At 47.3% G+C, this 23,108-nt stretch carries 20 protein-coding genes; 4 read left to right on the forward strand and 16 right to left on the reverse strand.

The window, feature by feature from the left end:
• Window positions 1–19: 19 nt before the first annotated feature.
• Both HPY28_RS18940 and HPY28_RS18945 read right to left on the reverse strand, forming a co-directional pair.
• On the reverse strand, window positions 20–937 hold the full coding sequence (locus HPY28_RS18940) for a pseudouridine-5'-phosphate glycosidase (protein ID WP_174231162.1): 918 nt from the start codon (window positions 935–937) through the stop codon (window positions 20–22).
• A gap of 30 nt (window positions 938–967) precedes the next feature.
• On the reverse strand, window positions 968–2,425 hold the full coding sequence (locus HPY28_RS18945; RefSeq protein ID WP_174231229.1) for an aminotransferase class I/II-fold pyridoxal phosphate-dependent enzyme: 1,458 nt from the start codon (window positions 2,423–2,425) through the stop codon (window positions 968–970).
• 229 nt (window positions 2,426–2,654) lie between these two features.
• Here HPY28_RS18945 and hisC point away from each other — a divergent pair, with 229 nt between their 5' ends.
• Window positions 2,655–3,770, forward strand: a complete 1,116-nt coding sequence (gene hisC, locus HPY28_RS18950) for a histidinol-phosphate transaminase (protein ID WP_174231163.1) — start codon at window positions 2,655–2,657, stop codon at window positions 3,768–3,770.
• 190 nt (window positions 3,771–3,960) lie between these two features.
• A complete protein-coding gene (locus tag HPY28_RS18955) occupies window positions 3,961–5,256 on the forward strand; it encodes an MFS transporter (RefSeq protein ID WP_174231164.1) in 1,296 nt (431 codons plus the stop codon).
• A 75-nt stretch (window positions 5,257–5,331) separates the two neighbouring features.
• On the opposite strand, the gene HPY28_RS18960 is transcribed toward HPY28_RS18955, so the two are convergent.
• Window positions 5,332–5,514, reverse strand: coding sequence for a hypothetical protein (locus HPY28_RS18960; RefSeq protein WP_007723975.1), 183 nt, complete (start codon window positions 5,512–5,514; stop codon window positions 5,332–5,334).
• Between the two features lie 12 nt (window positions 5,515–5,526).
• Window positions 5,527–6,357 (reverse strand): hypothetical protein, encoded by an 831-nt coding sequence (locus tag HPY28_RS18965; protein ID WP_017251723.1) that lies wholly within the window; start codon window positions 6,355–6,357, stop codon window positions 5,527–5,529.
• A 504-nt stretch (window positions 6,358–6,861) separates the two neighbouring features.
• On the opposite strand from HPY28_RS18965, the gene HPY28_RS18970 reads away from it, so the two are divergent.
• Window positions 6,862–7,785, forward strand: coding sequence for a hypothetical protein (locus tag HPY28_RS18970; protein ID WP_173623888.1), 924 nt, complete (start codon window positions 6,862–6,864; stop codon window positions 7,783–7,785).
• 43 nt (window positions 7,786–7,828) lie between these two features.
• Here the strand turns inward: HPY28_RS18970 and HPY28_RS18975 are convergent, their stop codons facing one another.
• Window positions 7,829–8,914 carry a DUF5050 domain-containing protein gene (locus HPY28_RS18975; protein ID WP_174231165.1) on the reverse strand — a complete coding sequence of 362 codons (1,086 nt, stop codon included), beginning with the start codon at window positions 8,912–8,914 and terminating at the stop codon, window positions 7,829–7,831.
• A gap of 196 nt (window positions 8,915–9,110) precedes the next feature.
• On the opposite strand from HPY28_RS18975, the gene HPY28_RS30515 reads away from it, so the two are divergent.
• The gene (locus HPY28_RS30515) at window positions 9,111–9,902 is read left to right on the forward strand and encodes an alpha-helical endospore appendage domain-containing protein (protein WP_371813510.1); all 792 of its coding nucleotides are present in this window, start codon (window positions 9,111–9,113) and stop codon (window positions 9,900–9,902) included.
• A 41-nt stretch (window positions 9,903–9,943) separates the two neighbouring features.
• Here the strand turns inward: HPY28_RS30515 and HPY28_RS18985 are convergent, their stop codons facing one another.
• From HPY28_RS18985 to HPY28_RS19035, 11 genes are all read right to left on the reverse strand, one after another.
• Entirely contained in the window at window positions 9,944–10,918 is a 975-nt protein-coding gene (locus HPY28_RS18985) for an ABC transporter ATP-binding protein (RefSeq protein WP_017251718.1), read from the reverse strand.
• Window positions 10,915–11,961, reverse strand: a complete 1,047-nt coding sequence (locus tag HPY28_RS18990; protein ID WP_017251717.1) for an ABC transporter ATP-binding protein — start codon at window positions 11,959–11,961, stop codon at window positions 10,915–10,917. Before HPY28_RS18990 ends, HPY28_RS18985 begins: the two co-directional genes overlap by 4 nt.
• Window positions 11,937–12,917 (reverse strand): ABC transporter permease, encoded by a 981-nt coding sequence (locus tag HPY28_RS18995; RefSeq protein WP_017251716.1) that lies wholly within the window; start codon window positions 12,915–12,917, stop codon window positions 11,937–11,939. Before HPY28_RS18995 ends, HPY28_RS18990 begins: the two co-directional genes overlap by 25 nt.
• Entirely contained in the window at window positions 12,914–13,885 is a 972-nt protein-coding gene (locus HPY28_RS19000) for an ABC transporter permease (RefSeq protein WP_017251715.1), read from the reverse strand. Before HPY28_RS19000 ends, HPY28_RS18995 begins: the two co-directional genes overlap by 4 nt.
• Before the next feature lie 85 nt (window positions 13,886–13,970).
• Window positions 13,971–15,716, reverse strand: a complete 1,746-nt coding sequence (locus HPY28_RS19005; protein WP_017251714.1) for a peptide-binding protein — start codon at window positions 15,714–15,716, stop codon at window positions 13,971–13,973.
• 210 nt (window positions 15,717–15,926) lie between these two features.
• Window positions 15,927–16,982: a low-specificity L-threonine aldolase gene (gene ltaE / locus HPY28_RS19010; RefSeq protein WP_174226154.1), complete on the reverse strand. Its 1,056-nt coding sequence runs from the start codon at window positions 16,980–16,982 to the stop codon at window positions 15,927–15,929.
• Window positions 16,979–18,235 (reverse strand): ATP-grasp domain-containing protein, encoded by a 1,257-nt coding sequence (locus HPY28_RS19015; RefSeq protein WP_174231166.1) that lies wholly within the window; start codon window positions 18,233–18,235, stop codon window positions 16,979–16,981. The genes ltaE and HPY28_RS19015 overlap by 4 nt, the downstream gene beginning before the upstream one ends.
• A complete protein-coding gene (locus HPY28_RS19020; RefSeq protein ID WP_174231167.1) occupies window positions 18,210–19,262 on the reverse strand; it encodes a PLP-dependent cysteine synthase family protein in 1,053 nt (350 codons plus the stop codon). Before HPY28_RS19020 ends, HPY28_RS19015 begins: the two co-directional genes overlap by 26 nt.
• Entirely contained in the window at window positions 19,252–20,778 is a 1,527-nt protein-coding gene (locus HPY28_RS19025) for an argininosuccinate lyase (protein ID WP_174231168.1), read from the reverse strand. Before HPY28_RS19025 ends, HPY28_RS19020 begins: the two co-directional genes overlap by 11 nt.
• Before the next feature lie 52 nt (window positions 20,779–20,830).
• A complete protein-coding gene (locus HPY28_RS19030) occupies window positions 20,831–22,102 on the reverse strand; it encodes an MFS transporter (RefSeq protein ID WP_017251709.1) in 1,272 nt (423 codons plus the stop codon).
• Window positions 22,103–22,192: 90 nt separating this feature from the next.
• Complete coding sequence (locus tag HPY28_RS19035) at window positions 22,193–23,092, reverse strand: GHMP family kinase ATP-binding protein (RefSeq protein WP_069851614.1); 900 nt, start codon at window positions 23,090–23,092, stop codon at window positions 22,193–22,195.
• Between the last annotated feature and the right edge of the window lie 16 nt (window positions 23,093–23,108).

Genomic DNA, 23,108 nt, shown 5'->3' on the forward strand with positions numbered 1-23,108 from the left:
CCCAAGGCGGCCTTTCCTCCTATGATTCGCTTCGGTTTAACGCAACGGCAATTTGTGCAGCGAGCTTTGCATTATTTTTCACCAGAGCAATGTTCGCCTCTAGGCTTTTTCCGCCTGTTCGTTCTTTTACATTCGCTAACATGAATGGCGTTACTTGCTTGCCAGTGATTCCTTGGCTTTTCGCATCATGCATCGCTTGGAGAATAATCGCTTCGATTTCATCGTAAGGGATTGCATCCGCTTCGAGGATTGGATTGGCAATCACCGCTCCGCCCTTCAAGCCGAGCTTCCATTTAGCATCCAACATCGCAGCTGCCTCTTCTGGCGTATCCATGCTTACAGACACATCGAATCCACTTTGGCGGGAGTAAAAAGCCGGGAACTCGGTTGTTTGATAGCCAACAACGGGCACTCCGAGCGTTTCCAAGTACTCCAGTGTTCTTCCGATATCCAAAATGGATTTGCAACCCGCACATACGACTGCCACATTTGTCTGTGCCAGCTCCGTCAAATCAGCAGACACATCCCACGTCACTTCCCCTTCACGGTGAACACCGCCAATTCCACCTGTCGCAAACATGCGAATGCCTGCCAACTCAGCACCGATCATCGTCCCCGATACGGTTGCCGCTCCTATTTTTTTCGAGGCTAAAATATACGGGATGTCCCGGCGGCTAACCTTGGCCACATTTTTATTTGTCGCGAACTCTTCCAGCTCACTCGCACTCAAACCAATCTTAATTTGCCCGTCCATAAAACCAATCGTTGCCGGAACAGCACCATGATTGCGAATGATTTGCTCTACGTCATTTGCCATTTCTACATTTTGTGGATAAGGCATTCCATGGGAGATAATCGTCGTTTCTAGAGCAACAATCGGTAATTGATGATCAAGTGCATGTCTGACCTCTTCCGAAAAGCTGAGATATTGTTTCATAGAATTCTCCTCCAATGCCTGGTTGTTTGGTTATTCCTTGATGACACGTATGGTTTGTAGCGTGGGGTCTTCAAAGCCTTGTACAGGTAAACCTGCCTCCATGTTTTTCTTCGTATAGATGAGATTCTCTTCCGAAATGATCTCACCCGGGATAAAAATCGGAATACCAGGTGGATATACCATGACAAACTCCGCGATGATTCTTCCCACGGATTGTTCGACGGGAATCATCTCTGTCGGTGCGTAAAATGCATCGCGCGGGGTGACAGCCAGTACCGGTATTTTGGGAAGCTGCATTTTCGGGCGGCTTTTTCTGTTTCCTTGATCCCCGGCCCCAGCAGCCAGCTCCTCCAAGGCATAGACAAGGATTTGCAAATCTTCTTTCGTATCACTTGGTGTGATAATACAAACGATGTTGTACAGGTCAGATAGCTCTACTTCAATGTTATAGCGATCACGAAGCCATTTTTCAGCTTCATACCCCGTAATGCCGAGGTCTTTTACTGAGATGACCAGCTTGGTCGGATCATGAGCAAACGCTCCATTTGTCCCGATAATTTCTCTTCCGATGCAGTACAAATAATTAATTTTATTGATTTGTGCTCGTGCTTCGTTTGCCAGCTGAATCGTTTGATCCAATAGCGCTTTCCCGGATGTCACCAACCGCTTTCTCGCCACATCGAGCGAAGCGAGCAGTAAATAGGAAGTGGATGTCGTAGTGAGCATGCTATAGATAGCTTGTACACGCTGAATCGAAACAAGATTTCCCTGAATGTTCAACAACGAACTCTGCGTCAGAGAGCCTCCTAATTTATGCATACTGCTTGCTGCCATATCTGCACCAGCTTGCATCGCTGATAGTGGCAGCTTGGGATGGAAGTGAACATGTGAGCCATGTGCTTCATCTACGAGTACGGGCACTCCTCTGGCATGCGCAATTTGAACGATACTCTTCAAGTCACCGGCAATTCCGAAATAGGTTGGATTGATGACTAGAACTGCCTTTGCATCAGGATGCTGTTCCAATGCTTTTTCCACAGCTTGCGGTGTGATTCCATGCGAGATTCCGAAGACAGGGTCTATTTCTGGATGTAAAAAGATAGGAGTCGCACCCGATAAAACAATTCCGCTCATGATAGATTTGTGTACATTCCGTGGCACGATGATCTTATCACCGGGATTACATACCGCCATAATCATGGTCATAATGACTCCGCTCGTGCCTTGAACAGAAAATATGGTGTGATCAGCGCCAAAGGCTTCAGCAGCCAATTCCTGCGCTTGCTTGATAATTCCTTTTGGTTGATGCAAATCGTCTAATGGTTCAATGTTAATCAAATCGATGGAAAGTGCATTTTTTCCCATGAACCATCGAAATTCAGGATCCATCCCTTTTCCTTTCTTATGACCTGGTATATGGAATTGGATTGGATTCTTCTGGGCATGCTTTCTCAGCCCGTTAAAGAGCGGCGTTTGCCCTTGAATCAACATTTTTCCCACCTCACTATCCTTCCGTGTTGTTTGAATGAGTGATGTTTCTGGGCTGATTATAAAATAAGCGGCTCCTTCCTTCATGATCCAATCTTGACTTTTATGAACCATCCAATTTGTGTCCATCCTCGTAATTGGTCTGTTTCATCTTTCGCGAATTGGCTGGTTACAGTGCTAGAGATTTCACTTACAGTGTTGCTACCATGAAGTTTTGGAGGCCATATAGATGAAACAACTGCCCACGACACAATCGCGAAAAGCATTAGAAAAGATACAATCCTATCAACCTGGAATGCCGATTTGGGAGATTAAAAAAATGTACGGACTCTCTTCTATCATTAAATTAGCCTCAAATGAAAATCCACTCGGCCCATCCCCTAAAATCATCCGCGCCATTCTCGGTGCGCTCCCAGAGCTGCATCGTTACCCGGATGCCCATACAACGACGCTGAAAGAGCACTTGGCTGATCATCTTGAGTTAAGTCCGGAGCATTTAATCGTCACAAATGGCGGTGACGAACTGATCAAGCTCATGTCCGAAACCTATTTGGAGCACGAGGACGAAATCGTCGTGCCTTCGCCGACCTTTAGTGAATATGAATTCGGCGCACATCTCATGGGGGCTGTCATCAAAACGGTTCCACTTGAGGCCGATTATGCCTTCAATGTTTCCGCTATTTTGGCAGCCATTACGGCTCGAACAAAGCTGATCTACCTTTGTTCCCCTAACAACCCGACAGGCACCTATTTGTCTCGTCAGGACTTGACGGCATTGCTAGACCAATTGCCAGATGGGGTGCTTGTCGTACTCGACGCTGCTTACAGTCACTATGCAACGGCTGACGATTACACATCGGGCATTGAATTTGTCCGCCAAGGATATCCTGTTCTCGTCTTGCAAACCTTCTCGAAAATTTACGCGCTTGCCGGTATTCGCGTCGGATTTGGTGTCGCTCACCCATCCGTGATCCAAAAAATCCTGAAAGTAAAAGAGCCGTTTAACGTCAATTCTTTGGCACAAACAGCCGCAATTACCGCCCTTGGGGACGTGGAGCATTTTGAAAAATCCCTTACGGAAAACACCAAAGGCCGCAAGCAGCTGTATGATGCATTCGATGAAATGAATATCCCCTATACCGTGAGTATGTCTAATTTTATCTTGGTAAAATGGGGGCCAAATGCGGGTAGGATTTATCAAGAGCTGCTGGAAAGAGGAATCATTTTGCGTTACGGAAACACTTGGGGGTTACCGGAGCATATTCGAATCAGTGTAGGTACGCTGGAAGAAAATCAAATTCTCATACAAAACCTCCGTGAGCTATTGCTTATCGTAGGAAAATAAACCAAAAACACCGGATAGAAAATGTCCGGTGTTTTTGGTTTTGCAAAGTGTTTATGAAGCTGGATTCTCCTTGTGTTTACCCGTCACCAATACTATACTGAATGAAAATTCCCCAGTCATTTCCATCAGAAGGGATGACTGAAATTTCATAACTTCACGAAAGCTTTCTCTCCATAGAAAGGTGGATCAGATGTCACTCAAACCTGAAGATTTACAAAGCTACATCGACTCCCCAGATAAACAGCAAAGATTATACAAACGAACGCTCTGGATTGTAGTCATCTCACAAATTTTCGGCGGTGCAGGACTTGCGGCAGGTGTCACCGTAGGTGCTCTCCTCGCTCAGGATATGCTCGGTTCGGAAAGTCTCGCGGGCATCCCTGCCGCATTGCTCACGCTTGGTTCTGCTGTCGCTGCATTGCTGGTGGGTCGACTCTCTCAACGCTTTGGACGCCGTTTCGGTCTCGCTAGCGGATTCTTAGCTGGGGGTATTGGCGCAATTGGAGTGGTTATCGCAGCCGTTGCAAACAGTATTGTCCTTCTGTTTGCTTCCTTAATTCTGTATGGGGCTGGCACCGCTACTAACCTGCAAGCCCGCTATGCAGGCACAGACTTGGCAAAGCCTAAACAGCGAGCGACTGCCGTAAGTATCGCAATGGTCTCCACTACATTCGGGGCCGTCGCAGGACCAAACCTGGTGGAAGTCATGGGACGATTCGCTACATCCATCGGTGTCCCCGCACTGGCTGGTCCTTTCATCTTAGGTGCCGCAGCCTTTATCCTCGCTGGTCTCGTATTTTGGGTATTGCTTCGCCCGGACCCGTTCATCGTTTCGAAAGCAATCGCCGAAGCACAACAGATGAATCAGAGCTCCCCGTCCTGTCTGAATGAGAATCAGCTTGCGAGCAATAACCGGGGAATCATCGTGGGAGCCACCGTCATGATTTTGACGCAGATCGTCATGGTCGCCATTATGACGATGACACCTGTACATATGAAGCACCATGGACATGGTCTCTCTGAAGTAGGGATCGTCATCGGTTTTCATATCGGTGCGATGTACCTCCCCTCGCTCTTGACGGGGGTACTCGTTGACAAGATCGGTCGCTCCACAATGGCTTATGCTTCCGGTGTCATACTGCTTACAGCCAGCATGACTGCTGCTTTTGCGCCAGCCGATTCGATGCCGCTACTCATCACGGCTCTTGTGCTGCTCGGACTGGGCTGGAATTTTGGATTAATTAGTGGCACAGCACTTATCGTGGATGCAACGCAGCCCGCCACTCGTGCGAAAACGCAGGGAACGGTCGATGTCTTGATTGCCTTGGCTGGTGCATCCGGTGGAGCCCTGTCTGGTATGGTCGTCGCCAATGCCAGCTACGCAACACTTTCACTTGCCGGAGGCGCTATAGCACTGTTGCTGGTTCCTGTCCTAATATGGTCACACAGAAAAAGCAAACACAGTGTAGAGATCTCCCAAAACTAAAGCCACCTTCATCAGGTGGCTTTTCCTCTATCCCAAGTACCCCGAAACAAAAAATAACACTGCTCACAGGCAGTGTCATTTTCCTCCAACCACTTTATTATCATGTCGCTCATTCGGACTATGTTCATCTACAATCTGTTTTAAGCTAGCGAAGCCAGGAGTAAATTTGCTGTTGGGAATCTTCTTCTTGGAAGAGAGATTTTTCGAGTAAACAGCAGTTTCGTTGCCTCTTTTCGCGAAGAACTCAGCTAATTTCATCGTATCCCACTCCTAACTAGCTCTCTTTAAGGTTTTGACCTTATTCACAAACTTGGTAACAAATCCTAATAATAACATATACGTAGTCAACCGCTCGAACTCCTGCATATTTTCGGGAGTAAATGTGTCATTCTTGTAAACAGCGACCGCGAATCCAAGTCTGAATTTGCCAAAGTTTTTTACAATTGCAAATTGTTCGATGTCCGTGTTTTGAATACGTCCCTTTACTTGTTTATCGGCAATTCGGCAATCCTCTTGAAGCATCGAAGACAGTAATAGAGTACGTACTGTGTCAAAATCTTTCAACTCGGTTAAGTAAAACACTTCAAACTGCTTGTCATTATTCGTAGGTACGATCCAATAACAGCATAGCTCGTCCGGTTTCAATCCATAAATCGTCTTTACTTCCATTTCAAATGCCTTCATGAACGTGATCGCATTCGCATTAATAATAGCTGTTGATTGACCGCTGCCATCCAAACTGTAAATCGCATTGGCCAATTCTTTCTCACAATATTTCACTTCCATCTGGAACTCGATCTCGTTCCCTCTAAGCTTATCGCAGATGAACAAAACGATGAATACCATTCCTGCCAAAATGGCGGAATACAAGATAGACAGGCCTAGAACAGAGCCTAATGAAGCTAGCTTGTTTTCCTCATGTGGCGGTGCTAGGATAAACAGCCATTCGATCGGTTGAAACATCCACTTATGTATGACTGCTATCAAATCTGGCAGCAAACCTTTTAACAATTCAAATACGAGCCATGAGACCAGAACGAACAAGATGCCAAGAACAGAAAAAACAATTTTTACATTGCTCTGCATGAGATTCTTTAGCACCTCTAACCTCTCCTTCTGGTAAAGTTTTACATTATTTTAACATTTTATTTAGATTCTACAAATAGGAAAAAACTACCTACATTTAGGTAGTTTTTTAGGCGTTTCTATCGTAATCGTACTTACTTTTTGATTTCCTATGTACTGTATCGTCTGCTGTACAATCTTGCTGTTCTCTTCAATTCTCTTCAGTGGTTTAAATGAACTCAACAATTGCACGTTCCCCCTATCGGTATACTGGGTGTAATTCGTAACGTAATGCTCCCTTATTGGTCTGCCCATTTTTCACCGCTATCAAACACGGAATGCTCATCATGACCTTCCAACTATCTTGCTAATACCCCATACCTTATGCCGTTCTGATTTTGTTTAGACCCTCTTCTGGGTGCTGCTTTTCCACTGTTAGTGACGGTTTTGTTACAGACAATGTTGCTCCCATTGGCACAATTGACTTCCTCAATTCTTGCCATAATAAAGGATAATCCGAACGAAAAGGAGTTAGTCAGAATGAATTCAGTGATAGCGAAGAATGAAACCATTCTTTCCTATATCATTGCCATAGCGCTTATCTTGCTCATGGTAGCCGCTTCCGTCATACTCGATGATCCCGAAGTGATTCTACCAGAAATTGCAGCGATGGCGATTGGCATATGGGTATACCGAGAACCAGGATGGATCAGACAGCCCTCTAGAATTTTTGTGGCTCCGTCGATTACGGCTGCAATCGGATTTGCGATAAATCAAGTAGACTTGCCATACCTTGGAAAAGTCAGCATCACACTCGTACTCATGATGCTCTTTTTACGAATCATCCAATCGAATTTTGGACCATCCCTTGCCACTGGCTTATTACCTCTGGTCACGAATGCCGTTGAATGGTCTTTTATGATCTCCGTCGTCATTTTTTCCTTTCTCATCATGCTCGGCGTTCTCGCCTTCAAATGGAATGACGGCCTGGAGAAGAAAGTGAAGATACCGTATCAGTATATGCTCGTGTTCTTGATTTTGATATTCGTGTGGATCGGTTTATGTTGGATGGCTGGTTACCCACAGGTAGCAGTTATTCCGCCCATACTCGTCGTTGTCTATGAATCTCTTCACAAGCCGATGTTCAATGGCAAGATGGCCTTTAAGCTGGGCCTGGTGTTAACCATATCGGCTACAGTTGGAACGCTGCTATCCTTCGCGATTGATTCGTGGGTGTTAGTCACTTTGCTTGATATGATTTTGGTGCTTATTTTGTTACGTATCCTAGGTATGCGTGTCCCGGCAGCATACGCTTTTCCACTGCTTCCTTTTGTCTTCCCTGATGAAATTGTAGTCATGCTGCCCGTCAGTGCGCTCGTTGCTTCCATATTCTTGTTTGGCTCCGTGCTTTTGTACAAGAACTGGGAGAGAAAAAGAAGTCAGCTTCATGCCCCGAGGAATTAGCCCATAATAATAGAGCCACCCGTCTTGGGGGTGGCTCTTATCCTTACTTCGCCTTTGGGGTTACCTTTTCCACTTTGTTTTCGCCCATCTTCACTTTGAATAGTTCTTTTTTATCATGATCGGAAGCTTGAGAGTCGTAAAAAAAGATGAAATCTCCCCCGATGTTTATTGCTTGACTGGAAATGCTACCTAATGGATACAGCGGGGTTGTCTTGCCGTCCGCCATATTCATTCTGCCTACCGTATGTGCGTCCTTTATTTCTGAGATGTAGTATAGATGCTTCCCAGCGACAATGATCGGATTTTCTGCTGGAGGCAACCCTTTCTTGACGAGAGCGGTTTTCCCATCCTTTAGTCCGATTTTATAAACATCGACGACGCCTGTATCGTTTACCCATTTTGTGTAGTAAATGAAATCACCAGACAGACCGATAAGGGTCAGTTCTTTGTCTTTGCTTACTACCTTTTTCTGCGTTCCATTCCGCTTCATTTTGCATAGTTGACCACTCTTATTGGTGTAAAAAATCCAATCCTGATAGAAATAAACTTCCTCAAAATCATCAAGCAGCTTCTTTTGATTTTTGCCGTTCATGTCCATCCTGTACAAACGACCGGAATCATCCGCGTAATAAATGATATCTCCCACTACATACAATTTCTGTACGTTATTGGGGTCCCCTTCCGTAAGACTACTGCTCTTGATAACTGTTTTCGAACTGCCATCTGTCTTAATTTTCATGAGCTCCATCACATCTTCATACGTACCATTGATATCGTAAGCGGGCATCTCAATCTGATAGATTTCTTTAAAAGGCTTATTGCGCGTATAGTAAATCCAGTCACCTACCACATTCAGATTATCGGCCCAATCACTGCTCAACTTTTGAAGGGAGCTTCCATCCTTTTTGATTTTGTATAAGCCATCGTTGTTATAAAAAATCCACTCTCCTTGAACGGCGACAAAGCTTCGGTGTGAATTGATATTGACAGGATCGCTGCCAAAAACATTTATCACTGGTTTTTTGGTTGGCGCAGTCGCCATTGTTTGTTGACTGCCAAAACCAAAGACCACAATCAGACACACTGCCATCGCAATGGTGATTATCCATTTTCCTTTATGTTGCACCATGCATGCCTCCCGTTCATAGCCTAATATAACCATAGCGGAGATATCCCCCATTCCGATACAATCCGACAACACTGATTTATATATACCAAAACAAACCCACTTTTTCTAGATATATATGTAATTTTTGGAAAATTATATATCAAACATATATGAACAATGGGACGAGTTTTATTTATGATTTCCAGGAGGGAGAACCGTGTCACAAGCAAATTTGCCGAATATTACTCCAACCATAACACTCACACGTGATGACGCGATTAATATGCTATTGTCCTCTATTGCTATAGAAGAGCTGGCGTTAGGACATGTCATTAACGCGGAAGGGGAAAAGCTTCCATCTATTCTTCGTACGATTCCAGGGGTTACTGGTCTGGCAGGTGGACCTACTGGGGAAACCGGAGCTACTGGGGCAACCGGAGTCACTGGGACTACCGGAGCTACTGGGACTACCGGAGCTACTGGGGATACCGGAGCTACTGGGACAATTGGAGCCACTGGCGCAACCGGGGCCACCGGGGCCACCGGGGCCACCGGGACAGCCGGAGCCACTGGCGCTACAGGACCACAACTGACCAATAGTGCGCATGTCTATAATTTGACTACGATTATAACAACCTTTGCTAATCAGCCTGTCGCCCTCAGTAACAACGGCGTCATAACGGGAACAGATATTACCCATGTTGCGGGCTCACCTGATATCGTACTGGCAGGTGGCCATACTTACTTTGTCACTCATTCAGTCAATATGACGAATAACACACCTCCTGCCATCTTTCTCACACTGAATGGAGCTCCGGTTCCAGGCTCTGGATATACGACTATTGCGAAAACACCCCTAGCCTCCACCTATTCCGCTATCATAACGACTCCTGCTGGGGCACCCAGTGTCCTTAACCTCGTGGCAGCAATCATCGGAACGGTCTTTTTTGCAGAACCATTCCCTCCCCAAACAGCCAATGTCAGTATTACCGTTATCGAGTTGTTTTGAGAATAGAAGAAGCCACCCATCTCGGGTGGCTCTTTCTCTCTCTATGCTAAAGGAAAATGACACGCGACCTGCCGATCCTGCCCAACCTCAATGAGCTCGGGAATCTCCTTGCTGCATCTCTCCTGCGCCATTGGACAACGAGGATGAAAACGACAACCTGACGGCGGATTGGCCGGAGATGGTACATCCCCTTGCAGGACGATCCGCTCTTGTCGCCGATGCGGAGTAGGCTTCGGAATCGCCGACAACAATGCCGCCGTATACGGATGCAGTGGCTGTGCAAACAAGTCATCCGTTCGTGCAATCTCCACCATTTTCCCCAAGTACATCACGCCTACCCGATCAGAAATATGGCGTACCACATTCAGACCATGCGCGATAAATAGATAGGTCAGCCCCATCTCTTTTTGTAATTTCATCATCAGGTTCAAAACCTGTGACTGTACGGACACATCCAGTGCAGAAACAGCTTCATCCGCCACAATAAACCGTGGAGAGAGGGCAATCGACCGCGCAATACCGATCCGTTGCCGCTGTCCGCCGGAAAACTCATGCGGATACCGATTTCTCCTCGAAGGATCGAGTCCCACCAGACTCATCAGCTCGACTACCCGCTCATCTATTTCCTTTGCAGATGCACGCAGATGAACCCGTAACGGCTCTCCAATAATATCACTTACCAAGAATCGCGGATTCAACGAACCAAATGGGTCTTGAAATATAATCTGCATATCCCGTCTCAGCTTCAAATTCTCTTGTCTGTTCACCTCATGGATATTGGTTCCGTCAAACAGCACTTCTCCGCTCGTCGCCCCTTGCAAATTCAGCACAACACGCCCCAACGTCGACTTCCCGCAGCCTGATTCTCCTACGAGACCGAATGTCTCCCCTGGCCGAATTCCGAAAGATACATCATCTACGGCTTTTACATGACCGATGACACGGCTCAATAGGCCAGCCTTAATCGGAAAATACTTTTTGATTTGTTTTGCTTCGATCAAATATTCCCGGTTCATTGGCGGTTCACCTCTGCTTTGCTTCCAGCGACTGCATTGGCACGCTGATTTATTCTGAAGTGATTGCTGACATCTTCATTCAACCAGCAAGCCACTTGTTGTCCCGTAACAACCTCGCGCAAGATGGGTTCCTCTTTTCGGCATTTGTCGATCGCATGCGGACAACGCGGGTGAAAACGGCAGCCCGTCGGCAATTGGGTAATGCTCGGGATGGTACCTTGGATGGTGTACAATTCTCCGCCGCGCTCCCCTTCAAATCCGGGAATAGACTGTAGCAAGCCGATCGTGTAAGGATGCCGGGGCTCGTCAAATATGCGTTCGACCGTTCCTTCCTCCACAATCGTTCCTGCATACATCACCGCGATACGATCCGCCATCTCTGCTGCTACCCCCATGTCATGGGTGATCAGTAATATTGACATGCCCAATTCCTTTTGCAGCCGTCTGAGCAAATCCAAAATTTGCGCCTGAACCGTTACATCAAGAGCAGTAGTTGGCTCGTCTGCTATCAGCATTTCCGGTTTGCAGGCCAAGGCCATCGCGATGACAACACGCTGGCACATCCCACCAGACATTTCGTGCGGGTACTGTTTCACTCGTACTTCCGGCGCTGGGATCCCAACCAGACGAAGCATCTCGATCGCTTTTTTGAACGCATCTACCTTGCTCATATTTTGATGCAGCATCAAGCTCTCCGCAATTTGATCGCCTACCGTAAACACCGGATTGAGAGCCGACATCGGGTCTTGGAAGATCATCGCGATTTTGTTCCCGCGAATGTGCATCATTTCATCCAAGTCCTTTGCCGCCAGATCCTGACCGTGAAACATGACGTTCCCACTCTGAATAAATCCGCCCGCATAATCAATCAGTCGCATGACCGCAAGTGACGTCACACTTTTTCCACTGCCGGATTCCCCTACCAGGCACACCGTCTGTCCTTTGCCAACGTTGATACTCACTCGATCCGTAGCCTTGACCGTACCGTCATCCGTAAAGAAGCAAGTGGTCAAATTTTTTATTTCGAGGATGTTGCGTTCCACTTGTTCAGCCTCCTTTTCGGGTTCTTCTTTTTCTTCCGTGGGTCGAATGCATCGCGGATGCCGTCTCCGACGAAGTTAACCGCTAGCACCACGAGCAAAATACAAAGACCAGGATAAAGTGCTTGCAAAGGATCGACCAGCATGAATTCCTGTGCCTTGCTCAGCATTAACCCCCAGCTTGTTTCAGGCGGTTGAATCCCCAAGCCTAAATAAGAAAGACCTGACTCTGACAGAATGGCCGAGCCAACCATGAGAGTCGCGTACACAATGATGGGAGCCATTGCATTGCGTACCAGGTGGCGCGTAATAATGCCCCAGTGCGAAACGCCGATCGCTCTCGCTGCTTCTACATACTGCATTTCCCGTAGCTGTAGGAACTGCCCGCGCACCAGACGTGCCACACTTGTCCAGCTCGTCAGCGACAAAATCAGGATCATGTAGATAAATTCCGCTCCGAAGAGAGCCAGAACTAGAATGTTAAAGAACAGACTCGGAATGGAGTTCATCACGTCAACGAGACGCATGAAGCATGTATCAATCCAGCCGCCGAAATAACCAGAAATCGCTCCAATCAGTGTCCCAATGACAACCGCAGCAAAAGCAACGCTGAAGCCGACCAGCATGGACACCCGGCTGCTATGAATGAGGCGGGACAAAATATCACGACCGAGCTCGTCTGTTCCGAGCACATGCCCTTCTGTTCCAGGAGGCAGATTGGTAATCATAAAATCAACCTTTGCCGGATCATGCGGTGCAACCCAATCGGCAAACACAGCAATCCCAATAAAAAACAACAGTACGATCAGCCCACCAACAGCATATGGATTTCGCATAAACTTTTTGCCCGCTGTTGCAAAGAGCCCAGGAGGTTTTTGACCAACAGGATTCGTCGGGAGATGTCCACCCGGTCGATTCGTTTCAACGACAGTGTCATCTTGAAGCTGTACTTGACTCATGCTGCCCTGCCTCCTTTGCGTCCAAGCTGCACTCGTGGGTCAACCAGTGCGTAGATTAAATCGGCAAGCAGGTTTCCGATAATTACCATCAGGGAAATCAGCAACGTGATCGACATCAACACAGAGTATTCACGCGCAACAGCCATTTCCACAAACAGACGCCCCATGCCTGGCCAGTTAAATACACTCTCTGTCAATGCTGCACCTGCTACCAGAGTCGGCAAATCCAATCCGATGATCGTTACAACAGGAATCAGTGCGTTCCGCAGAGCATGGCGGAAAATAACGCGTCTTTCCTTCATCCCCTTGGCACGTGCCGTCCGAATATAGTCTTGCTCCAAAACCTCTAGCATACTGGCGCGCGTATATTTGACATAGGCTGCAATGTTCACCAGTGTTAACACCGTAACAGGGAGAATCAAGTGCAAAATGAGGTCGCTTACTTGTCCCTCATTCCCCATCGTGTACATGTCAGATAGTGGGAGCAGATTCAGCTGCATCGCGAAATACTGCTGTAGCATAATCCCAAACCAGAAGGTCGGCATCGCGAATCCGAGATAGGCAACGATGGAGGCGATCTGGTCAGATAGACCGTATTGCTTTGTGCTGTTGTAGATCCCCCACGGGATGGCGATCAGCATGGAAAGCCCCCACGCTACAGACATGAGCACAAACGTATTCCAAACCGTCGGCCACAAAATATCACCAACAGGAACGTTATTTTTAAAGGTATGGCCCAAATCTCCTTGCAGCAAATTACCGACCCATTTCATGTATTGAATATAGACTGGCTGATCCAACCCCATATTCTTCATTTGGATGAGCTGTGCTTCAGGAGACATTCCCGGTGAGAGCATGACTTTTAGCGGTCCTCCGGGTGCTGCATGCATGAGTCCGAACGATACCACTGTGATCAAAAATAAAACAAGCACGGCTTGTAGTACGCGGCGTACTAAATATTCAGTCAATCAGCATCCTCCTTTCGTTTGAAAGGGGAAGGGACATAAGGCTGCCCTTCCCCCTTTTCATTTTGCTAACCGCTACCAGCCGAGCTTATTTTTTGGTATCGTCGATCCACCAGTTCAGGAAGCCAAAGGTCTCCCCATATGGAATCATGGATACTGGTTTAAACTCATCCTTATATTTGACGCGAGAGGTCATGCCTCGTGGCGTTCCGTACTGATACATGAATACGTATGGCAGGTTCGTCGAAATTTCTTTTCCGACTTCTTTATAGATCGCTGCGCGCTCCTCTTTTTTAACCGTGGATACAGCTTTTTCCCAGAGCGCATCCAGCTTCGGATTGTCGTACCAGCCAGCGTTGTTGCCAGGCGGGAATGCCTTTTTCCCGAAAGTAGAAATGCCATCCGGATCTGGGTCAGACAATTGCCATCCGAGTAACAGAACCTGGAATTTACCAGGGTTGGCATACTGATCGACAAGAGCCGAGAAGTCTAATGCTTTTGGCTTCGCTTCAATTCCGATCTCTTTCAGGTTTTGCTGAATAACGACTGCTGCCTGTTCACGACGACTGTTCCCCGAGTTGAAAATGAATTCAAAGGAGAACCGATTGCCGTCTTTGGCAAGGATTCCATCTGACCCGGCTACCCATCCGTCTTCTTTCAGCAATTGTTTTGCTTTCTCTGCACTATATTCGTAATGGACTGCTGCATCGCCCGGGTCTGCCCATGTACCTGGCAGGAACGGTGCATCCATAATTTTTCCGGTTCCTTTCAAGATATTGTCGATAATACCTTGACGATTGATAGCGTGGGCAATGGCCTGACGCGTTTTTTGACCTTCAAACAACCCGTAGTTGTTCGGGAAGTTCTTCTTGTCGAAGTTGAAGGCAAAGTATTCATAGCTAGGACCTGGCTCCGTCGAGATATTGATCGTTCCTTTCGCCTTCACCGCTTCGAGCTGTGTGACAGGAATGGAATCTACCAAGTCAACGTCACCTTTCATCAGAGCCTGTACTTGTGTGTTTTGATCCGCATAGATTTTGTACACAACCTTTTGGATATGCGGCTTCTTTTCTCCCCAGTAATCTGGGTTAGCATCTAGCACATGGAATTCCTTTTGTTTCCACTCTGACCATTTGTACGGTCCAGAAGTAGGTGTCTTGGCTGGATCTTTTCCGTAAGAATGTGCTTGCAATTCTTTAAACGGTACGTCTTTCAACACGTGGGCTGGTGCCAACTTTTGCATTAATCCAAAAGCAAACGGAGCGTACAATTGAGTCAATTTGATTTCTACGGTGTAATCATCCAGTTTTTTCATCTCTTTAACTTTGTCGTATTTCGTAATTTCTGGTGATCCAGTCTCAGGAGTTTTGATGGCATTAATGGTAAAAATCAAGTCGTCAGCCGTGATTGGCGTTCCATCCGACCATTTCGCATGATTCTTCATTTTGATTGTATAGGTGAGGCCATCTTCGCTTACTTTCGGCAACTCAGCTGCAAGGGACCAAGGGTAAACCGCTAAATCAAAAGCTGGGTTTCGATTGTACAAATACGCCTGGGTGTACTCCATAACGTCGCCAGATGCCGTGTCATTTCCGAAAATCGGATTGATCGTGACGATGTCAGACGTCGTAGAATGCGTGAACGTTCCACCGTCTATTGGCTTCTCATCATCCGTACTGGTCGCCTGAGGAGCCACCTGCTCCACCGGTTTCTTTGTTGGTGCTGGTGTTGCAGTTCCTGGCGAAGCATTGTTCCCGCTTGAGCAACCGACCAACAGCGCGCCGGTTAACGAGAGCAACGCCAACGGCTTCAACCAACCTTTCCCTTTTTTCAAATCAATTCCCCCTCTTTCACATGTTTTTCAAGCCTTTTCCATAATGGGCAATTCATCCCAAGGCCTGTCTTTTTAATATTAAATAATTTTCTGTTATTTGAAAATATTTTCCCTTTAAAATATTTAAAAAAATCAGATGATTTTATATTCTTTTATAAACCTTCATAATAAATCCCCCTTCTTAATGAAGGGGGAGCGTACATGTTTGCTCTACACCGTTTGGAACTGTAACAGTTCACGTACAATGCTTAGCGCCTTGTCGATATCCGCCGTCTCAATACCGGAATGCGTCACCGCTCGAATTCGGCCGTGACCGAGCTCAGCTACTCGCAGCCCATGTGCTTGCGCTGCTTCTATGAAGGTCTGCCACGTATGGATTGGGTGTTCTATCCGGAAGAACACAATATTGGTCTCTACATCTTCCACATGCGTCACGATTCCTGGAATCTCCGCAAGACCACGCACTAAGCGAAGGGCGTTTGCGTGATCGACTGCCAATCGATCCGTCATCTGCTGCAAGGCAACCAGACCTGGCGCTGCAATAATCCCAGCCTGGCGCATACCGCCACCCAGCATTTTGCGAAGACGATACACTTTCTGAATAAAATCTTTTGACCCGACGACAAGGGAACCAATCGGTGCTGACAACCCTTTCGACAAACATATTTGCACGGAATCCGCATAACGCGCAATCTCAGCCGCATCCACGTCAAGAGCAACTGCCGCATTGAACAAACGCGCACCGTCCATATGAACAGGCACACCCTTTTCGTTTGCAAATGCGCGAACCTCTGCCAAATAAGACAGCGGTAGGACACGTCCCCCCATTCGGTTATGCGGGTTTTCCAAGCAGATCAGGGAGGGCAATGCGAATTGTGGATCTTCTGGCTCCAACGGAAAGACCCGCTCCATATCTGAGATGTCCAGCCTCCCATCTGGCTGCGTCGGAATCGGTTCGTACATAATACCGCCGCACACAGCCGCGCCACCCGCTTCATAGATGTAAATGTCGGTCTCATTGCCTACAATTACTTTGGAACCGCGAGGACAATGCGCCATTAAGGATGCCAGATTGGCCATCGTTCCACTTGGCATGAGAATGGCTGCCTCCTTGCCCAGCTTTTGGGCCGCTTCTTGCTCCAATTGGCGAACCGTAGGATCTTCCCCATACACATCGTCACCGAGTACCGCCTCTTGAATGGCATCCATCATCTGACTTGTCGGCAAAGTGAATGTATCGCTTCTCAATTCGATCAACGGTTTCATACCCCACTCTCCAATTGCTGAACTACTTGTACCTTTAGGTTGTCATTTACCTGTTGGATCAGCTCAGCGGTCTCGCTGTAATGCTTCCCTTCCACGATGACATAGCCGAGACGATGCGAGAAATTTTGCGGCGGTTGGACGTTTTGACCAATTTTTGCATGAATCGCTACTTCAGCAATCCCCGGCAGGTTGCGAACGGTATCCATTCCATGTATCCTGCTAAAGGTTCCCTGACTCTCAGACACGAGAAAATGAATGCCTGCATATCGTTGCACTTCGACTGTTTGAGACAATTCAGGCGCAAGTCCAGCCGCACACCGAATCTGTTGCAAAAGCAGATCAATCCCTGTTGAACGGCGAACCAGCTCTGGAATCATTCCACCGGCAAGCCTTGCGTTGACCTCGATGACAACACAGCCTGCTGATGTCCACTTCACTTCTGTATGGGCAGCACCGAACTGGTAGTTCACCGCCGCTAACGCCCTTTCCACTGTTCTCTCAATCTCCTGCTTATCTTCTGCCGACAGCGGTGCAGGGAAAATATGCCCTGCTTCCACGAAAAATGGATATCCTGTTAACCGTTTCTGGGTAATCCCGATGACAAAGCATTGCCCTTGCCACGAGAACGTCTCCACGCTAAATTCAGGGCCCTCGACATACTGCTCCAGAAGAACTGTTCGTGCTGTTTCCTGGCCGCGCGCATTGTACGTGATCGCAAGAATTTCCGCTGCCATATGCTCCACTTCATCCCAGCTAAAGCACAGCCGTACGTTATTTGATCCGCTATCATCAGCGGGCTTCACCACGCAGGGCAGGGAAATGGAAGAGCGCGCTTCCATCAATGCCTCCATAGAGCCTATTGCCATAAATTCAGGTTGAGACACTTGATGCCCCTGAAGCTTCTCGCGAAACATCGCTTTATTTCGGCAGGTCTCAATCGCCTCCAGAGAATTGCCTGTCCAACCGAATTTCCGGGCCAGCTTGGCTACCGATTCGAGGTAATAGTCGCTTGTCGACATGATTCCGGCTATCTCTCTGCCTTCCTTACTCACTTGTGCTACACTGTCAGTCAGCTCTGCTTGGGAATTCGTATCTGTCACGACTACATGACATTCCAACTCATTCAAACCGTGGTAACGTTCAGGCTTCTCTGTGAAAAATACGGGCGTAAACCCCAATTCGCGCGCCTTTTTAATAGCGAGCATACCTGTCCCCGTCGTATTCGCTTCAACGAACAGAAAGTGTTTGTTCATTCGGATACATCCCCATTAATTTAGAATAGGACCAGCTAGTCACGACTGTCTTTGGTTCCACACATTGCGGCGTGTCTGGCAGGTTCGTTTGCATCAGACCTTTGCTCTCACGGTAGGAGTCGCTATAGATCGTATCGACATACCGATCCCCTCGATCCGGCAATATGGCCACGATATTGCACTCACTCCCGACTTGGCTCGCTAACCAATTGGCTACGGCATACACGGAACCCGAGCTGTTGCCAGCAAAAATATGCTCATTACGGGCCAACTGCAGCGTAGCCGCAAATGCCTCCGCATCGTTCAACCAATGAACTTCATCGATCATGGAAAAATCTACATTCTTGGCGACCAAACTGTTTCCCAAGCCACCCTGTAGACGCGTAGGCTGATCGGGCTGTCCGAATATCACACTCCCCGCTGCATCAACCGCTACGACGCGCAGCTCCTTATAATGACGCTTCAGCTCTCTGGCGGTCCCGGACAAGGAGCCTCCGCTGCCGACTGCACCAACAAGCACATCAATTCGTTCGAGGTCTTGCATCAACTCGGAGGCCAGCGCAGCATATGCACGCGGATTTTCCGGATTATCGTATTGTCGAGGCCAGAACGCTCCTGGATACTCCCTCATTAATTCTTGGAGTCGGTCCAGTCTGGCGCTTTGCCACCCTTGTTTTCCCATCTGCGAAACTACATGAACATGGCAGCCAAGCGAGGTCAACTTGGCATAGGTAATCGGGTCAATTCTCGGATCAGTCACGATGTGTACGTCATGCCCCAATTGGCGCCCAACCAAGGCCAAGCCACACGCCAACGTTCCTGACGAGCTTTCGATAATCGGCATGCCCGCCTGAAGCTCTCCTGACTGTATCGCTGCCAAGACCGATTGCTTGGCTACGCGATCCTTCATACCGAACGGGTTCATTAACTCGAGCTTTGCATATACAGAACCGACTGCTCCTTCATCAAGCCTCAGCTTGACTAGAGGGGTATCCCCGATAGTATCTGCCAGCTGTTCATACCGCATCTATGCTCACATCCTTCCCTTGCTTGCCAGAAAGAAACCTCTTCATGAACCTCTCCCGCCTTTCTTCGATCGCCTGCAATTGCTCTTGTCGATCCTGCCACTCCCGTTGCAGCTTCTCTACATGCTCCCTCTGTGCACTCAGCATCTGCTGTACTTCCTCCGGGTTCGTGGAGCCCGTTGATTTCTTCGCGTACAAGCCCCCCTGCACATCGAAGGAAGCAGCGAGGAGCGAAGCCGTATCCGGTACTTGAAAGCCTGCTTCCGCGCAAGCGTTATCGAGTAGCCGTGGATCTCCCGGCTCCGGCGATACACCGTGTTCCAGCGCGCTAACGATGTATCGGCCTGCGATTACCTGTGCTGTGCGATACGGAATCTCATGCTCCAACGTCAGCAAATTCGCAAGAGTAAATCCTCCAAAAAAGTCCCGTTTACATATATGGAGCAAACGATCCTCATTGAATTGCAAATGATCGATCACCGCTTTTAACAGGCGCAACAACGTTTTGGTTTGTTGAAACAACGTCAGAAGATGAGTGCCTGCCTCTTTGGACGTCTCTACCAAATTCGTGAAAGCTGTATTGCGCTGACCTAGCACCATATCCATATAAAATCCGGTTAGATGCGCACTCTTCCCCCGGATACGCTCCAGGATCGGGAAGTTTCTTTTCTGTGGCATGGCAGAAGATATACCTGATAGCTCATCCGGCAATTGGAGGAAGTTCATTTCGCTGCTGCCCCATTGAATCAAATCCGTTGTAAACCGGGAGACCAATACCGAGAAGGTGGACAGCTCTCCTGCCATCCTCAAAACCCATTCCCGAGACGCGACCGCCGACAACGCACTCATTCGAGGCTGTCTGAACCCAAGCAGCTTGGACAACTGTTGACGGTTCCACGGCAGTTCAACTCCAGCCATGGCCCCTGCCCCAAGCGGGCACTGGTTCATGTCGTCATAGATTTGTATCCATCGATTCATGGCTTGCAAAAATTCACCGTTAATAGAGGAAAGATAGAATCCAGGGGTAATCAACTGTGCGGATTGGTAATGCGTATATCCTGGCATGGGAACCGAGCGATATTGAACAGCCAATGTATGCATCGATTGAATAAGCTGTCCCAATTCCCCCATCGTCTCCAGCCATTGCGCACGACCAAACATCACCTGGGCGCACGCTTGAACATCATTGCGGCTGCGATCCATATGCCAACAAGGTACTGGTCTCGGGAGTAAACCTTCAATATAACGCTCGAGGGCAAAAGAAATATCAGACATGTTCCGTCCAGGGTCAGGAGCTATTGTTTCTGGTGTAGCACCCTGAAGTGCCTTTGCGATAAGCAAAGCGTCTTGTCGTGTAATCAAGCCCATTCTGACATATTCCAAAAGCATGGCGAATTCAATCTGAATATACCCAGGCAACAAGTAATCGACTTCATATTTGAACTGCGGTTCCAATACTTCATCATGCAAGAGACGGCTTGGTGTCGAAGCAATTCTGCCCGTTAATTTTACACTCATGCAAAAAATACACCTCGCTTCCGACTGAGTAACGATCCAACCAGGAGTTGCACTAAAGAGAGATTCCCCCTGATTTCTGTTCCGCATAATCGTAGTGATGTTCTTTTTTCATTCTCAAGTGTGGGTTCATCAGCATAAGAACCACAATGAGAAGTCCCGCTCCGCCAATGATTCCAAATATCGTAAAGATGGAAACAAGACCAGTAGTCAGACCTACCAGGAATACGGAGACTGGCATGGCGCACATAACCATTACACTGATCAAGCTCGATGCTCTTCCCAAGACTTCCTTAGGCACCATCAAGGTAATCAACGTGCTCATTTTGATATTGACGAATGCCGAGCCTATCCCATTCACGAATACACATATGACTTGCCATACAAGTGGAATACCAAACGCAAACATTCCGATTCCGATACTGAACAGACTAATGCCGCAGCAAATGTAAATAATCGCATCATATCGATTCAAATAATTAATACATAGCGACCCAAGCATAATCCCGATAAAAAAACTAATCTCGAGCATGGCTAATTCGGTAACATTGGTAACGACCAGTGGCAGCAAGATCGCTTCTGGAGCCGTCAAAAAATTGAGGATGGTGAAATAAATCATGCAGTTTCGCAAAAAATCATGCTTCGTAATCGCATGGATTCCATCCTTCAAATCCGTCATGATCATTCTTGCTGTAAACTCACTGACAGATGAAATGACAAGCTCCTTCTCGTTTATCCATAAAATAATCAGTGCACCTAACAAATAGGTGACGACATTCAAAATAAAAGCATATTCCATTCCAAACGCGATCAACCCCGCTGCCAATGCCGGAGCCGCCAAACTGACAATCGTTTGAATCATCTGCGATAAACTTTGGGCTTGCGTCATATGTTGTTCGGGAACCAGCGTCCGTATCGCTACCGTGAGTGCTGGCCTGAAGAAGGCACTAACCGTAGTCAGCAAAACAGCAATGATGATCAGTACAGCAGGATGCAGCATGTTAAACAAGAACAACAGGACGATGCATAAAATGAGCGCAGCTCTCAATATATGCGAAACGACCATGATCCTCTTTTTATTTCCTCGATCAACAAAAACGCCCGCGAACAATCCGAATATGATCAATGGGATGGTCTCCGCTGCCAATAAAATCGCCATTAACAAAGGACTTTCCGTCAAAACCTTCATTAGCCAAATAAGCGCTAATCGATATACTCCATCTCCCATGTTCGAGACAAATTGCGAAAAGATTAAATAGCGATAACTTTTCAAACCAAGCAACGCCCGAAAAGATACCTTTTCATTAACGCTTACTGGCTGTTCCATCTCGATAATCCACTCCCAATACGAACGAAATCAATTTTTGGGGAAGATGACTTCCGAGCATGCCAGAAGCCATCTCTTGGATCTGATCCTCTAGGTGTGGTACACATGCACTTCTTTATTCAGTTCACTTAACCATCTATACCCCAGTTCCAGCTTTTGATAGAAATCAGGTTCTTCTTTCAACAATAAAATACCGAGGCTGGTCCCACTATGTGCCACAACAGTACCTAACCCGCCAATTTTCTCGTTGATCTCCATGACTTCCGGCAATAATTTTTTGGGCAGAATCTTTTGATTCAAGATCGCACTTCGGGAAGAGACGGCACCTATCATGTGGACATCTCTTTCTCTGATTGCTTTCGTGATTTTTTGTAACAACACACTGTACTCCATCTTGTCTTCTTGGGTATAGGGCTTTGTTCGCTTATTGAACTCAACGGTATCGATGGTTCCTCCCTCATCAATACTTAAAATGCATAATGCCGGCAGTTCCCCGATGTATTCTCGCAATCTGACTTCTTTATGGTAGTAAGAAACCGCCCCCTCATACATAACGCCATCCGTCGGCTCAATACTCGACAAAAACCACTCTAGTAATGAAGGCTCAATGCTTATATCGAAACAATTTCCAACCGCTCTGGAGGCAGCCACCAAATCTGCTGATGAGCTTGCCAAGCCTTTTCCAACCGGAAGTTCTGAGTTGATCTCTAAAATTCCACCTGCCGGCAATCCATAGTGCTGAATGATTTTTTCCGCCAACCTTTTTGATTTTTGCTTGGAGCGTGGCACGATGATGATCTCCTGTAAGGTTGGAATCGAATAAAAAGTAGCGTAGGATGCATTTTTGATAGGCAAAGTCACCAGAAAATCCAGATTATTTTCCTCTAGAATCCCCTGCAGTAGTTCCCCAAAAGTACCGATAGATACACCGATTCCTACGTCATTCGTATTCGGAAAACGACTAATGGAACTAGTCTTAATCATGCTCATAGTGGCCCCCCCGTTT

The organism is Brevibacillus sp. HB1.2, from assembly GCF_013332495.1.
Lineage (GTDB): Bacteria > Bacillota > Bacilli > Brevibacillales > Brevibacillaceae > Brevibacillus > Brevibacillus porteri.